This is a genomic window from Microlunatus endophyticus, assembly GCF_014646195.1.
GTDB lineage: Bacteria > Actinomycetota > Actinomycetes > Propionibacteriales > Propionibacteriaceae > Microlunatus > Microlunatus endophyticus.
This window is the reverse complement of record NZ_BMMZ01000010.1, coordinates 86,202-100,639: the sequence shown is the minus strand read 5'-3', so window position 1 is coordinate 100,639 and position 14,438 is coordinate 86,202. Positions and strand designations below refer to the sequence as shown.

13 protein-coding genes and 1 tRNA gene are annotated in these 14,438 nt (G+C 68.2%); 10 read left to right on the top strand and 4 right to left on the bottom strand.

Going from position 1 to position 14,438, the window contains the following annotated elements; translation table 11 throughout:
- Positions 1-14 precede the first annotated feature (14 nt).
- Positions 15-1,013 carry a GlxA family transcriptional regulator gene (locus tag IEY07_RS17980; protein WP_188896785.1) on the bottom strand — a complete coding sequence of 333 codons (999 nt, stop codon included), beginning with the start codon at positions 1,011-1,013 and terminating at the stop codon, positions 15-17.
- 70 nt (positions 1,014-1,083) lie between these two features.
- Between IEY07_RS17980 and IEY07_RS17975 the strand changes: the two genes are divergently transcribed.
- On the top strand, positions 1,084-2,379 hold the full coding sequence (locus IEY07_RS17975; protein WP_229670266.1) for an MFS transporter: 1,296 nt from the start codon (positions 1,084-1,086) through the stop codon (positions 2,377-2,379).
- A gap of 81 nt (positions 2,380-2,460) precedes the next feature.
- Here IEY07_RS17975 and upp read toward each other — a convergent pair whose 3' ends face one another.
- Positions 2,461-3,105 (bottom strand): uracil phosphoribosyltransferase, encoded by a 645-nt coding sequence (upp, locus tag IEY07_RS17970; RefSeq protein ID WP_188896783.1) that lies wholly within the window; start codon positions 3,103-3,105, stop codon positions 2,461-2,463.
- Positions 3,106-3,252: 147 nt separating this feature from the next.
- On the opposite strand from upp, the gene IEY07_RS17965 reads away from it, so the two are divergent.
- From IEY07_RS17965 to IEY07_RS17925, 9 genes are all read left to right on the top strand, one after another.
- Positions 3,253-3,888 carry a tRNA adenosine deaminase-associated protein gene (locus IEY07_RS17965; protein ID WP_188896782.1) on the top strand — a complete coding sequence of 212 codons (636 nt, stop codon included), beginning with the start codon at positions 3,253-3,255 and terminating at the stop codon, positions 3,886-3,888.
- 10 nt (positions 3,889-3,898) lie between these two features.
- Positions 3,899-4,396, top strand: a complete 498-nt coding sequence (locus tag IEY07_RS17960; protein ID WP_268239244.1) for a nucleoside deaminase — start codon at positions 3,899-3,901, stop codon at positions 4,394-4,396.
- Positions 4,397-4,493: 97 nt separating this feature from the next.
- Positions 4,494-5,327, top strand: a complete 834-nt coding sequence (locus tag IEY07_RS17955) for a M55 family metallopeptidase (protein ID WP_188896781.1) — start codon at positions 4,494-4,496, stop codon at positions 5,325-5,327.
- Between the two features lie 62 nt (positions 5,328-5,389).
- Positions 5,390-5,477 (top strand) — tRNA-Ser (locus IEY07_RS17950).
- Between the two features lie 110 nt (positions 5,478-5,587).
- Positions 5,588-6,520: an ROK family protein gene (locus IEY07_RS17945; RefSeq protein WP_188896780.1), complete on the top strand. Its 933-nt coding sequence runs from the start codon at positions 5,588-5,590 to the stop codon at positions 6,518-6,520.
- The gene (locus IEY07_RS17940) at positions 6,517-7,197 is read left to right on the top strand and encodes an N-acetylmannosamine-6-phosphate 2-epimerase (protein WP_188896779.1); all 681 of its coding nucleotides are present in this window, start codon (positions 6,517-6,519) and stop codon (positions 7,195-7,197) included. The genes IEY07_RS17945 and IEY07_RS17940 overlap by 4 nt, the downstream gene beginning before the upstream one ends.
- Position 7,198: 1 nt before the next feature.
- A complete protein-coding gene (locus tag IEY07_RS17935; RefSeq protein WP_188896778.1) occupies positions 7,199-8,236 on the top strand; it encodes an NAD(P)-dependent oxidoreductase in 1,038 nt (345 codons plus the stop codon).
- Positions 8,237-8,256: 20 nt separating this feature from the next.
- Positions 8,257-9,510, top strand: a complete 1,254-nt coding sequence (locus IEY07_RS17930) for an alanine racemase (protein WP_188896777.1) — start codon at positions 8,257-8,259, stop codon at positions 9,508-9,510.
- Between the two features lie 35 nt (positions 9,511-9,545).
- Entirely contained in the window at positions 9,546-11,123 is a 1,578-nt protein-coding gene (locus IEY07_RS17925; protein WP_188896776.1) for an N-acyl-D-amino-acid deacylase family protein, read from the top strand.
- 4 nt (positions 11,124-11,127) lie between these two features.
- Here the strand turns inward: IEY07_RS17925 and IEY07_RS17920 are convergent, their stop codons facing one another.
- On the bottom strand, positions 11,128-13,497 hold the full coding sequence (locus IEY07_RS17920) for an efflux RND transporter periplasmic adaptor subunit (RefSeq protein ID WP_188896775.1): 2,370 nt from the start codon (positions 13,495-13,497) through the stop codon (positions 11,128-11,130).
- The gene (locus tag IEY07_RS17915) at positions 13,490-14,437 is read right to left on the bottom strand and encodes a DUF5666 domain-containing protein (RefSeq protein WP_188896774.1); all 948 of its coding nucleotides are present in this window, start codon (positions 14,435-14,437) and stop codon (positions 13,490-13,492) included. The genes IEY07_RS17920 and IEY07_RS17915 overlap by 8 nt, the downstream gene beginning before the upstream one ends.
- Position 14,438 lies beyond the last annotated feature (1 nt).

The window sequence follows — 14,438 nt, the reverse complement described above, 5'->3', positions numbered from 1 at the left end:
CGATTCCGGCCGGGTCAATTTCTGGCCGGCTCGCCGGCGAAGGCCTTGCGGTAGGCCAGCGGCGCCAAGCCGTAGGTGATCTTGAAGTGCTGGCGCAGCGACGCTGCCGATCCCAGCCCGGACTGCTCGGCGACCCGGTCGATCGGCAGTTCGGTCGTCTCCAGCAGTTCCGCGGCCCGGTTGACACGCTGGCGGATCAACCATTCGCCGGGCGTCTGGCCGGTCTCGTCCCGGAACCGCCGGGTGAAGGTCCGTACGCTCATGGATCCGTACGCCGCCATCTCGGCCAGGCTGACCGGGCGGTCCAGGCGCTCCAGCAACCAGGCGCGTACGCCTGCGGTGCCACCGCGGGTGACATCGGGCAGCGGCGCCTCGATGAACTGGGACTGACCGCCGTCGCGCCAGGCCGGCACCACCAAATAGCGAGCGGCCTTGTTGGCCATCGCCGTACCGTGATCGGCCCGCAGGACGTGCAGGCAGAGGTCGATCCCGGCCGCCAGACCGGCCGAAGTGAGCACGTCGCCGTCGTCGATGAAGAGTGCGTCCGGCGCAACGGTCACCTGCGGATGCAGCCGGGCCAGGTCGTCCGCCGACTCCCAATGGGTGGTGACCGTGCGGCCGTCCAGCCAGCCGGCCGCGGCCATCGCGAATGCGCCGGTGCAGATCGACATCCGCCGGGCATCGGCGGGAACCATGGCGAGAGCGGCGGCCGTGACCTCGTCCAGTCGGCCCTCGGTGCGGATCGCCGAATTGCGGGTGCCGGGGATGATCAACGTGTCCGCGGTCCGCAGCGCCTCGACCGGCGCGCTCGGGGCGATCGCATAGCCGTGGGTGCTGATCGCCGGCTCGCCGGTCGGCGTCACCACCGAGACCTGATAGAGCCGCTCGCCATTGTCGCCGCGGGCGCTGGGCAATACCTGGACCGGGATCGTCAGGTCGAAGCCGACCACCGGAGGGATCGCCAGGACCACGACATGGTGCGGGGCGCGGTGCCGAAGAGAACTGACGGACATGGCCAGATTCTTGCACATTATGGCGATCCGGCCACTTTCGGTGAAGGTGGGGATCAGGGAGATTCAACCTGTGCAGAGTTCTGACCCGACAGCCGTGCTGGCGCCCACCCGGACGGCGACCCGCTGGCCCTGGATCGTCGCCGGCGCCGCCTTCCTGACGCTGGTCGCCGCGGCCGGTTTCCGATCGGTGCCCGGCGTCCTGATGGATTCGTTGCAGCGTGAATTCGGCTGGGGCCGGGGGACCATCGGGTTCGCCGTCTCGGTGAATCTGGTGCTCTACGGCTGTTTCGCCCCGTTCGCCGCAGCACTGATGGAGCGGTTCGGGGTCCGCCGGGTGGCGGGCTTCGCCTTGGTGGCGATCGCGATCGGTTCGGGTGCCGCGGTGTTCGTCACCGCCGCCTGGCAGCTGGTGCTGTTGTGGGGTGTGGTGGTCGGCCTGGGCAGCGGCTCGATCGCGCTCAGCTTCGCCGCACTGATCACCGGCCGCTGGTTCGTGCACCGGGCCGGCCTGGTGATCGGCGTGCTCACCGCGGGCAGTTCGACCGGACAGTTGATCTTCCTGCCGGTGCTCTCCCGTCTCAACGAGCACGTCGGCTGGAGATCGGCCGCGCTCACGGCCGCCGGGGCAGCCCTGGTCGCAGGTGGGATCGCCATCGCCGGCATCCGCAACCGCCCGACCGATGTCGGCGTCCTGCCGTACGGCGCTCCGCAGGGCTACGCGGTGCCGGCCGTGACCTCATCGCAGGGATCGCTGCAGCGCGCCCTGTCGGTCCTCGGTCGCTGCGCCAAACGACCCGCCTTCTGGCTGCTCGCCGCGGCCTTCTCGATCTGCGGGGCGACCACCAACGGACTGATCCAGACCCACTTCGTGGCGGCGGCCCATGATCACGGGATGCCGCCGACGACCGCCGCCAGTCTGCTCGCGGTGGTCGGCGTCTTCGACATCGTCGGCACGATCGCGTCCGGATTCTTCTCCGATCGGATCGATGCCCGGGTGCTGCTGGTGATCTACTACACGTTGCGCGGGTTGTCGCTCTATGCGCTGCCCAGGTTGCTCGAGCCGACCGCCGAGCCGTCGACCTGGATCTTCATCGTCTTCTACGGGCTGGACTGGGTGGCGACCGTGCCACCGACGATCGCCCTGTGCAGGCAGCATTTCGGGGCCGACGCGCCCGTCGCCTTCGGCTGGGTCTTCGCCAGTCACCAGATCGGCGCCGCGGTCGCCGCGACCGGAGCCGGCGTCATCCGGGACCGCACCGGCGACTACGAGCTGGCCTGGCTGCTGGCCGGATCCCTCTGCATCGCGGCGGCGGTGATGTCGATCATGGTCGGGCGGGTGCGGCAACGCGTCCCGGCTTCCGCGTAGGAGTGGGAACATCTGCGGGCCAGATCCGCGGAACCTGCCGCTGCGGGCCTGTGAAGCCATCTGGCCCGCAATTGTGCACGGTCAGTGGTCGACCACTCCGTAGAGCCGGTCGCCGGCGTCGCCCAGGCCGGGCACGATGTAGCCCTTCTCGTTGAGCCGCTCGTCGACCCCTGCGACCACGACGGTGCAGGGCACGTGCAGATCGTCCAGCAGTTGCTCCATCCGTTGCAGGCCCTCAGGTGCGGCGAGCAGGCAGATGCAGGTGATGTGGTCGGCACCGCGGGCGACCAGGAAGCGTACGGTCGCGGCCAGCGTGCCGCCGGTCGCGAGCATCGGGTCCAGCACGTAGCACTGGCGCCCGGACAGATCGTCGGGCAGCCGCTCGGCATAGGTCGTCGGCTGCAGGGTCTCCTCGTTGCGGACCATGCCGACGAAGCCGACCTCGGCCGACGGCATCAACCGGGTCATGCCCTCGAGCATCCCCAGTCCGGCGCGCAGGATCGGCACCACCAGTGGCCGGGGCAGCGACAGGTAGACGCCTTCGGCCTCGGCGACCGGGGTTTGCACCCGGCGGGGCGCGACCCGGATCTCGCGGGTGGCCTCGTAGGCCAGCAGCGTGACCAGCTCCTCGGTCAGCCGCCTGAAGGTCGGCGAGTCGGTCTGCTGGTCGCGGAGCACGGTGAGCTTGTGGCTGACCAGCGGGTGGTCGACGGCGAGCAGTTTCACAGGTGCACCGTACCGGGCGCGCGGAAGGGTGTGAACGGGCTGATTCGCGACGGAATAGTTATCCGCGAACGCGAATCATCTGACACGATAGGGATTCGGTTCGTTCGGGCCTGAGCGGACCGGGCTGAAAACGGTAGTGGAGGAATCGTGGCGGACGCCGACGACGATGAGTACGAGTCCTTGGACCCCGATGAGGATCCGCGTGATTCGGCTTCCAGCCGTGACCTGGCCGAGGCCGATGATCCTGACGACGGTGCCGATACCGAGGGCGACGACGACCTCGATGATCTTGAGGACGCCGAGCCCGAGGATGTCGATTTCATCGTCGCCGCCTATCGGGAGGACGGCCAGAGCATGGTCAACGCCCTCTCCGAGGATCTCGCCAATGATCTTGACGAATTGATCCTGCAGTTGCGCCGGTTGCCCGGCGACGGCGGCGCCGTCGGACTGGTCAGCCTGGTCGGCGAGGTAGCCGTGATCGTACGCGTCCGGGGTCGGCACGTGCAGTTGTTGCTCAACGACAGCGCCGCAGCCAACGACTGGCCGATCGCCCGTGACGTGGCGGACCTCCTGGGTGAGGACATTCCCGACGAGGATGACGACGAGGCCGAGCCGATCGGCGATCTGGGCATCCTGAAGGATCTCGGTATCTCCGAATTCGATCTCACCGCACTTTGCGATGATCTTGACCTGGGCAGTGATCAATTGCTGACCGAGGTGGCCGACAAGATCAAGATCGGGCCGCAGTTCCGCAAGGTCGTCGACGCCGAGTTCGGCGACTGAGCCGTCCGCGGTGGGGTCGTACGGCACAGGCAAGCCGCTCGACTGGCGGCAGCCGATGGAGGCGGCGCTCGGAGCGGCCGGCCTCGCCGCTGATCATCAGGACGTGCCGATCGGTGCGGTGGTCCTCGATCCGGGCGGCACGGTGGTCGCGGTCGCCGGAAACGAACGCGAGCTGACCGGGGATCCGACGGCGCACGCAGAGGTGCTGGCGATCCGCCGGGCCGCTGAGGGCAGGGGCAGTTGGCGGCTGGACGACCACACTCTGGTGGTGACCCTCGAGCCTTGCACGATGTGTGCCGGTGCGATCGTCGCCGCCCGGATCCGCACGCTGGTGTTCGGGGCGTACGACCCGAAGGCCGGCGCCGTCGCCTCGCTCTGGGACGTCGTCCGCGATTCCCGGCTCAACCACCGGGTCGAGGTGGTCGGCGGGATCCTGGAGCAACGCTGCGGCGACCTGATCCGGGACTTCTTCGCCACCCACCGGGCACCCGGTGAGTTTCAGGCGTAACAAGTCTGAAAACTTACTCCCACTAATGTAATGCGTGAAACATCGGGTCGGGGTCAGACATCCGGACGCGATGGGCCAGGGTGACGGAGGAGCTTGGGTGAAGGTCTGGATCTCGTTGGACATGGAAGGTGTCGCCGGCGTCGTCGATTGGGAGCAATGCCGCCCCGGTAACCCGGGCTACGCACTCGGGTGCGAACTGCTCCAGGCCGAGGTGAATGCCGCGATCGAAGGGGCGATCGCCGGCGGTGCGACCGAGGTGGTGCTGAACGACTCCCACGGCCGGATGGCCAATCTCGATCCGCGCCGGATCAGCGGGGCAGCGCGGTACATCTCCGGCGGCCACAAACCGCGCTACATGATGGAGGGTCTGGATGAGACCTTCGACGTGATCTTCTTCGTCGGCTACCACGGCTCGATCTCCGGGGCGCCGTCGACGCTGTCCCACACGTACAACCCGTCGGTTTTCAGTCGCGCGGCGGTCAACGGGACCGAGGTCGGCGAGAGTGGCATCAACGCTCTGGTGGCCGAGCACTTCGGGGTGCCGATCGGACTGGTCACCGGCGACCAGGTGACCTGGCTGGAGGCTCTGCCCTTCGCAGCGGATGCGGAGTCGGTGATCACCAAGCAGTCGATCACCCGCGGCGCCGCCGACAACCTGCATCCCAGCGAGTCGGTCCGGTTGATCAGGGCGGCGGCCGAGCAGGCCGTCCGTAAGATCGCCGCAGCCGGCCTGTCGCTGCCCGGCATCGCGAAACCGGCCGTGCTGGAGGTCGACCTGCAGACTGCAGACCTGGCCGAGATTGCGACCTGGGCCAAGGGCGTCGAACGCAGCGGCCAGCGGCAGATCCGGATCACCGGCGACGATCTGCTGTCGATCTTCACCAGCTTCGTCGCCGTCACCTACATCACCCGGCAGGCCGGGGGCCGATGACGTCGGACCTGGCGAGGCCGAGAATTTCGTCCCGGACGCGCTCGATTGGTACTCTCTGCGGCGGTGGCGTGTCTGAGCGGCCTAAAGAGCGCGCCTCGAAAGCGCGTGAGGGGAAACCCTCCGCGGGTTCAAATCCCGCCGCCACCGCCAAGTGGAAACGTCGGCTCCCGGGACCGGGAGACCGGCGTTTTCGTTTCCCTGCCTTCCGATCAGCCGGGACCAGTGCGATGTCAGCGGCCACCGCACGTCAGACTGGCGCCATGAACCACGCGCCGACCATCGGAATCGACATCGGTGGTTCGAAGATTGCCGCCGGTCTGGTCGATCGCGACGGTCGGGTCCTCCGGCGCGCGCAGGCTGCGACGCCGTCCGACGCCCGGGACGCGATCCTGGCCACTGCCGTGCGACTCGGGCGAGAGGTCGGCTCCGGGACGGCCGTCGCCGGAGTGGGGATCGGTGCCGGCGGCGTGATCGTCGACGGCGTGGTCACCTCCGCGACGGCGTTGCTCACGGGTTGGGCCGGAACCGACCTCGTCGTCCATTTCGCGACTGCACTCGGCGCCGCCGCGGCCGCCGCGCTCAACGACGTCCACGCGCACGGTGTCGGTGAGGCCTGGTGTGGTGCCGGCGCCGGTCGGTCCACGGTGCTGGTGATCGCGGCCGGAACCGGTCTCGGTGCGGTAGTCGTCCTCGACGGAAAGCCGCTGCAGGGCGCGCACGGCACCGCCGGGCACCTCGGCCATGTGAACGCTCCCGCCGCCGGCGACCTGCTCTGCAGTTGCGGTGCTGTCGGGCACCTGGAAGCGATCTCGTCCGGCTACGGCATCGTCCAGGGCTACCACCGGCTGGGCGGCGACCCGCGCCTGGGCGATGCCCGCCACATCGTTGCCCGGGCCGCCACGGATCCTGACGCCGCTCAGGTCGTACGGACCTCGGCGACGGCGCTGGGCTCAGCCGTCGGCGGCCTGATCACGATCATCGATCCGGATGTCGTGATCATCTCCGGCGGCCTCTCATCGGCGGGGCGCCTGTGGTGGGACGAGGTGCGAACGGCCGCGGCGGCAGCGACGCTGCCCCTGGTGGCCCGGACGCCGATCGTGCCTGCCGGCCTCGGCGCCGACGCGGGTGTCATCGGAGCCGCCCGCTTCCTGCGCCAGACCCTGGGATCCGTGTCGGTGAAGGGAGAGTCATGATCAATCCGCTCGGCCGGCTCGAGGGCGGCCTGATCGTTTCGTGCCAGGCATATCCCGGTGAACCGCTCTTCGATCCCGACGTGATGCGGCGGATGGCCGAAGCAGCTGTCGCGGGCGGTGCGGTGGGTATCCGGGCCAAGGGACTCGATGACATCCGGCTGATCCGTGCCGCGGTCGACGTGCCGGTCATCGGGTTGGTCAAGGTCGGCTCGGAGGGTGTCTACATCACGCCTACGGTCGATCACGCCGTTGCGGTTGCCGCAGCGGGTGCCGGGATCGTCGCGATCGATGGCACCCGCCGGCCCCGTCCCGACGGTCTGGACCTGGCCGAGGTGATCGCGACGATCCATGATCGTACGGATGCGCTGGTGATGGCAGATGTCGGTGATCTTGAGGACGGCCTGGCCAGCGCTGCTGCCGGTGCCGACCTGATCAGTAGCACGCTGGCCGGCTATACCGGAGCTCGACCACGCTCCGAGGGCCCTGACGTCGACCTGGTACGGGACCTGGCGTCGGCGGTGGAGGTGCCGGTGCTCGCGGAGGGCCGGATCCGTACCGCCGAGCAGGCCGGCGCGTGCCTGCAGGCGGGTGCCCATGCGGTGGTCGTGGGCACTGCGATCACTTATCCGACATCGATCACCCGCTGGTTCGTCGATGCCTTGCACGAGGAGATCTGAGATGACCGAGACCATTGTGATCACCAGCCATCTCGCGGATTCGCTCGTCGACCGGCTCTGCGATGCCTGGCCGGGTGAGGTGGTGTACGAGGCCGACCTGGTGCCGCAGCCGAGATTCGCCGGCGATTGGGCCGGGCGGCGTCCCGAGCTGGACCCGGAAGGTCAGGAGCGCTGGCGCAAGGTCCTGTCCCGGGCTGGCATCACCCTCGGGTTCGATTGGATGGAACCGGAGCAGACGCTGCAGAACAGCCCCGCGCTGCGCTGGATCCAGGCCACCTACGTGGGTGTCGCAGGAATGGTCGGCCGGCTGGACCTCGATGACTCCGACGTGGTGATCACCACCGCCGCGGGGGTGCATGCGATCCCGCTCGCCGAATTCGCCCTGGCCGGGGCATTGCACTTCCTGCGCGACCTGCCCGCGCTCCGCGCCCGGCAGACGGCGCATCGCTGGCAGCGCTACCAGGCCCGGACCTTGGCCGGCCGGGCGGTGACGGTGATCGGCCTGGGCGAGATCGGCCGGCGTACGGCAACAGGTTTCGCCGCGCTGGGAGCCCGAGTGACCGGACTCGGCCGGCCCGGCGGCAGCCGGCCCGACCTGCCCGGGGTGGAGATCGGTGACACCGGGGTCCTGGGCAAGATCATCCCACGCACCGACGTCCTGGTGCTCGCGACGCCGATCACCTCCGAGACCGCCGGCATGATCACCGGTGAGCTGATCCGGTCACTGCCGGATGGGGCGATCGTGATCAACGTCGGCCGCGGACAGGTGCTGGACCAGTCGGCGTTGGAGGAGGTGTTGATCAACGGGCTGCCCGGCGGCGGACGGCTCGGCGGCGCCGCGCTCGACGTTACCGACCCGGAGCCGCTCCCGGACGACTCACCGCTGTGGGACCGCGACGACGTCCTCATCTCTGCACACTCGGCATCGGTGGTCGCCTCGGAGAAGTCGACTCTGATCGACCTGTTCATCGACAATCTCGGCCGCTGGCGGGACGGCATGCCGCTGCGGAACGTGTACCACCGCGACCTCGGCTACTGACGCGGCGTTACTGTCGTCCTGTGACACGCCTTGATGCCGTTCGCGGCCATCTGATCGAGCTGGACGTACGGGACAAGAACTGGAGTGCGACGCTGGCTGCCGCCCAGTGTCGTGGCCCGGAGGTTGATCTTGGTCTCGATGAACTGTCCACGCCGATATTCACCCTCGATCTGGACGACGTGGATCACAACATCACGACCATGCAGTCGTGGGTCACCGAGCACGGCGCATCGATCGCTCCGCACGGCAAGACGACGATGTGCCCGGCACTGTGGTCCTGGCAGTTGCAACAGGGCGCCTGGGCGATCACCGTCGCCAACGAGGCGCAGCTGCGGGTGGCTCGGGATGCCGGCATCGGTCGTGTCGTGGTGGCCAACGAGTTCCTGTCTCCACAGGGACTCGCCTGGCTCGCACGGGAGCAGGACTCCGACCCCGACTTCGAGGTGATCACCTGGGTCGACTCGGCCGAGGGCGTACGACTGATGACCGAGGCGCTGACTGCCGCAGGTGCCGAACGCCCGCTGTCGGTCTGCCTCGAGATCGGGCACCCCAAGGCCCGTGCCGGCGTCCGTGATCATGACGATGCGCTGGCCATCGCGCGGGCGGTGGTCGAGTCACCGCGACTGCAGCTGCGAGGAATCGCGGGCTATGAAGGATCGGTACCGGGTGAGGGTGACCAGCGGATCGCCGGTGTTCGGAGTTTCCTGACGGCGATGGGTGAGCTGGTCGCGGAGCTGTCTCCACTGGTCGAGACGGACGAGGTGGTGATCACCGCCGGCGGCAGTGCACTCTTCGATCTGGTCGTGGAGATCCTCGGTCCGATCGCGGCCGTGGCACCGAATGCGCGCCTGGTATTGAGGTCCGGGGCCTACGTCGTGCATGACGACGGGACCTACAAGCGCTCGACGCCGGCGGCCACCCGGACCGGGCCGGTTTTCGTTGCCGCCGCCCATGTCTGGGCTCGGGTGATCTCCCATCCCGAAGCTGATCTTGTCCTGCTGGACGTGGGCAAGCGGGACATCCCGTACGACGCCGGGCTCCCGGTCGTGCAGAAGGTGGTCCGGGACGGTGACCTGGTCGACGCACCGGCCGCCGAGGTCTTCAACACCAACGACCAGCACGCCTACGTCCGGCTCTCCGAACCGGGATCGCTGGCCGTCGGGGAGGTCGTCCGGCTAGGACTTTCGCATCCCTGCACCATGTTCGACAAGTGGCGCTCGGCCCTGCTGGTCGAGAACGACCGCGTGCGCGGCGCCATTCCGACCTACTTCTAGAACGCCCGAACTCTTCTTCGGGAGCGGAGCTGATCATGATCACTTTGATTGCCGGCGGGCAGATCGTCGATCCGATCGACGGCCAGCACGAGAGTGACGTGCTGATCGAGGACGAACGCATCGTCGCCATCGGTCCACAGGCGGGCTCCCGCCCGTCGGACAAGATCATCGACGCCGAAGGATTGTTGATCATGCCCGGCGGGATCGACGCGCACTCTCACGCCGACGCGCGGATCTTGGACGATGACGTGCAACTGGCGCTGCTGCGATCCGGAGTGACCACCGTGATCACCGGGCAGGACGGCGTCTCGTACGCACCCGGCGACGGCCGCTATGCGACCGACTATTTCGGCCCGCTGCTGGGCGCCCATCCCACCTATGCCGGAGGTGGAGTGGGTGCGCTGCTGGAGACCTGGGACGGCACCACCCGGCTCAACGTCGGCTACCTGCTGCCCGCCGGGACGATCCGCTATGAGGTCCTCGGACGGGAGTCCCGAAGACCGAGCCGGGACGAGCTGAAGTCCATGATCACGATGGTCGAGACCGGATTGACCGAGGGCGCGGTCGGCCTGTCCTCGGGGCTGGACTATGTGCCGGGCAGCTTCACCGACCCGGCCGAGCTCGCTGCGCTCTGCGCCCCGGTCGCGGCGGTCGGCGGCCTCTACGTGTCTCACATCCGCGGCTACGAAGAGAATTCGGCCACCGCCGTGGACGAGTTGATCACGATCTGTCGCGCTGCGGGCGTCAAGGGTCACATCTCGCATTTCCACGCTCGCCCGGATCTGATGGCCGAGCTGTTAGAGCGCGCCCGGCGGGCCGATGTCGACCTGAGCTGGGACGCCTACCCGTACTTCGCGGGATTCAGCCTGCTCAGCATGGCGTTGCTGCCGCGTGATCTCGTCGCCCGGGGCAACGCCGAAGCTGCCCAGATCCTTCGTGATCACAGCCAATGGCCGACATTGCAGGCCGAATTCGAGGCCCGGATGGGTGCCGACACCAATCTGCGGTCGGGCTGGGCGGACCGGCTGCGGCTGGCCGGTGCGGGAAACCCGGCCAACGCTGATCTGGAGGGGCTGACGCTGGCCGAGGCAGGGCTGCGACGGGGACTCGACCCGTTGCACCTGGCCTATCAGGTGCTCGCCGAGTCATATCTGGCCGCGACCACTGTGATGATCATTCCGAAGCCGCGGACAGATGATGATCTTGCTCGGCAGTTCTCGTTGTCCGGGGCCTGTTCAGGCTCGGACGGGATCTTCTTCGGTGGTGCCCCGCACCCCAGGGCCTACGGCTGCGCGGCACGGATGTACAGCCTGTTCGGCCGGGAGCGCGGTGATTTCAGCTGGCCCGAGCTGGCCGGGTTGTCCGCCCACAACGCAGCCGTACGCTACGGGCTGGCCGATCATGGCCGGGTACGGGTGGGTGGGATCGCCGACCTTGCCCTGGTCGACCCTTCGGCCGTACGCGACCGGGCCACCTTCGAGGATCCGAAGCAGCTCTCCGAAGGTATCGATCAGGTGCTGGTCCGGGGGACCGTCGTGCTTTCCGGCGGCCGGCTGACCGATCGGCTCGCCGGCCGACCGGTCAGACCGTCCCAGGCGCCGGGCGGCCGCTGATCGCTCAGCGTCGTCCGGATCCCGTACCGCCGAAGCTGCCGCCGCCACTGAAGCTGCCGCTGCCGCCGAAGCTACGGGTGCTGGTGGTCGAGGAGTTCGATGACGGGAGCGCCTCGCTCCGATCGGCGATCACCACGGTCTCGCCGACCGTCAGGCCGGACGTGATCTGGGCAGTCGTCGACCCCACAGCCCCGATCTGCACCCTCGTACGCTGTGCCTCGCCGTTCTTCAGCACGGTCACCGTCCCCGAGGTTCCGTTCTGGGTGACGGCAGACACCGGTACCTGGACCACATCGGTGACCTGGGCCATCAGGATCTTGACATTGGTCGTGGTGCCATCGGCAAGATCATCACGCGGGTCGGCAACAGTGATCGTGACCGGATAGGTCGCACTGTCGGAGCTGCTCGTCGAATCCGACGTCGGCAGCAGTCCGACGGTTGTGATCTCACCGGCGGAGTTGTTGGTGCCCACCGTCGCCTGCTGGCCCTTCTTGACTGAATCCAGCTTGGCTTCGGGCACGTCGACAGTGATCACGGTCGCACCCTTGCCGGTGATCGTGATCTCGTCACTGGTGGAGACCGAGTCACCGGTGGCGAAGCCGAGGCTGGCCACCGTGCCCGCGATCGGGGCCTTGATCGTCGCCTCGCTGAGCTGCTTCTCGGCGAGCTTCAGAGCGATCTTGTCGGTGGTCACGGTCGCCTTGGCCTCCGCGACAGTGGTCGTCCCGCCCTGGCCCGATCCGCCCTGGGTCGCGGCCGCGCTGGACGAGGCCGACGAACCGGCTGCGCCGCTGGTGCCTCCGGAGCCACCCGAGAGAGCCTTGCCGGATGTGGAAGTGCTCGTTTGGCTTGTCGCCGATGCGGTGGGCTGACCCGAGCCGGACGAGCTGCTACCGGACGGCTGCTGGGTCGTCGTTGTGCCGCCGGCCGCGACGCCGGTTGAAGACTTCCCGGTTGTGGTTCCGGTCGTCGGGTTACTGGTGGTCGAACCCGACGTGCTGGTGCTACTCGGTTTGCTCGCAGAACTCTGGCTGCTGGACGTCGTGCTGCCGGTGCTCTGGCTGCCGGAGGTGCTGCTGGACACGGCCTGCGCGGCCTTCTGGACTGCGGCTGACAGCGTCGTGAGGTCATTGCCACTCGTCGACTGCAGGGTGGTGACCTTCTGCTGTGCCGTGACAGCCGCCTTCATGGCATTGACGCAGGTGTTGATGTCGTCCTGATTGAGCTGGGTCGCGGTTGACGTCGAAGTCGGATCGTCGACGGACTCGACGTTCGCCGAGCCGATGACGTAATCGGCGTTCTGACCCGTCGTGTCCGCGTCGTCGGTCGCTGTGTCGGAGGCGGTTGCCGAAGCCGAATCGGTCGGCGTCTCGCTCGGGCTGGCCGACGTGGAATCCGTCGGCGTCGAGGACGGTGTTTCGCTGGACGCCGAGTCAGTGGGACTCGGGCTGGCCGACTCGGTGGCAGTCTCTGTCGGCGTCGTGGACTCGCTCGGTGACTCGGTGGGGGTCTCCGTCGGTGACGTGGTGTCGCTCGGCGTGCTCGACGGGCTCGGCGTTTCGACGCCGATGGCTTTGCACGCCGTCTGTTCCGCCGTGAGATCGTCGTTCAGAGTCGACTGGGCGGCCGAGAGATCCTTGGCGTCCTGCTTGACCTGCTGCTCCAATTTCTGCAGCTGGGCGCTGCCGCTGGATCCCGTGCTGCTCGTGCCGGATCCCTTGCTACCCGTGCTCGTGCCGGATCCCTGGGACGTGGAGCCCGAGCCCTGCTGGGTCGTGGTGCCGGAGCCCTGCTGGGACGTGGAGCCGGAGCCCTGCTCGGACGTCTTGCCCGAACCCTGGGACGTGCTGCCGGCGCCTTGCGAGGTGGTGCCCGAACCCTGGGTTGTCGAGCTCTTCGAACCCCCGCTCGTGGCAGCGGCACTCGTCGACGCCGATGGGGACGCCGACGCGCTCGAGGAGCTGGACGAGCTGGAGGAACTCGACGAATCGCTGTCCTCGGCCTCGGCCAGCGCCTCTTTGGCCGAGGCGAGATTCGCCTTCGCCTGCGTGACGGCCAGCTTCAGCGAGGTGTCGTCCATGGTTGCAAGCTTCTGGCCCTTCTTCACGGTGTCGTCGAGAGCGACATCAACCGAGGTCACCGTGCCCGAGGTCGGGAATCCGACCGAGGACTGGTTCGACTCGGAGACGGTCCCGCTCAGGTCGAGGTACTCGTTCACGTCGCCCTTGGTGACCGTGCTGGTGACGTAGTCGTCAGCACTGGTCTCGGCGGCGTGGGCGCGGTAGCCCATCCAGCCGGCGGCCACCACCGCCAGCACCACAACCGAGGTGATCACCGTGGTGCGGGTACGTGCCCGCCTGCGCTTCTTAGCCATTGGTTCCTCCGCGTTGGCCGCCGAAGCCGCCGAAGCCGGTCTCCGTGCAGGTTCCCTTGGTCGCCGACGACAGCACCAAGGCCGTGGCTGCTACCGCACCGGTGCTGTCGGTCTTGCCGTTCGCTCGAACGCACAGGCCCTCTTTGATCGCCGAGGACTTGGCGGTCGCCTGGGCGGTGATCTTGCTGCTCCCGGTGAGTGTCACCGTGACTGCCTGCGTCCTGGCCGTCGAAGACGACTGCGATCCCCGGGTGCGGGAGACGGCGTCGATCACGAAGCTGGAGCCGGAGACCTTGGTGATCTTGCCGCTGGCGAAGGTCCCCATGTTCGCGCGGGCGCTCGCGTTGCCGCCCGGCATGTTGGTCGGCCGGGCCGATGCGGCTTTGCCACCGCCGGGGAAGTTGCTCGGCGCGCCGCTCGGCCGCTGGCCGCCGCTGAAGCCGCCGCCGCTACCACCTGCCGCACCGCCGAAGCCGCCGCAGGTGGAGCCGCTGGGCTTGGTCAGCGAGACCGAGGTCGCGGTGATCTTGGACGGGGCGGTGCCGGCCGAGGAGCTCGACTTGGTGCTGCTCACCACGGTGGCGCACCAGCCGGCGGCGATGTCCTTGGAGGTAACGGTCTTGACCTGCTCGATCGTGGTCTTGGACGTGTACGTCACCGCGGTCTGATCGGACGAGCTCTGCACTTGCAGTGTCTTTCCATCGACCTCGGCGATCAGTCCGAACGTGCCCTGCGCCGCTGCCGCATTCTGGCCGTTACCGGCCGGAGCGCCGGTCTGGGTACCCGCGTTGGGCTGTGCTGCGGCGGATCCGCCGGAAGAGGCCTGCTGGCTGGACGATGAGGAGCAGCTGGCGAGCACGATCGCCAGTGCGGCGATCGAACCCAGTGCGGCCGTCCGTGATGCCGTCCGGCCGGCTGCCTTCGGGAATCGGAGTTCCATG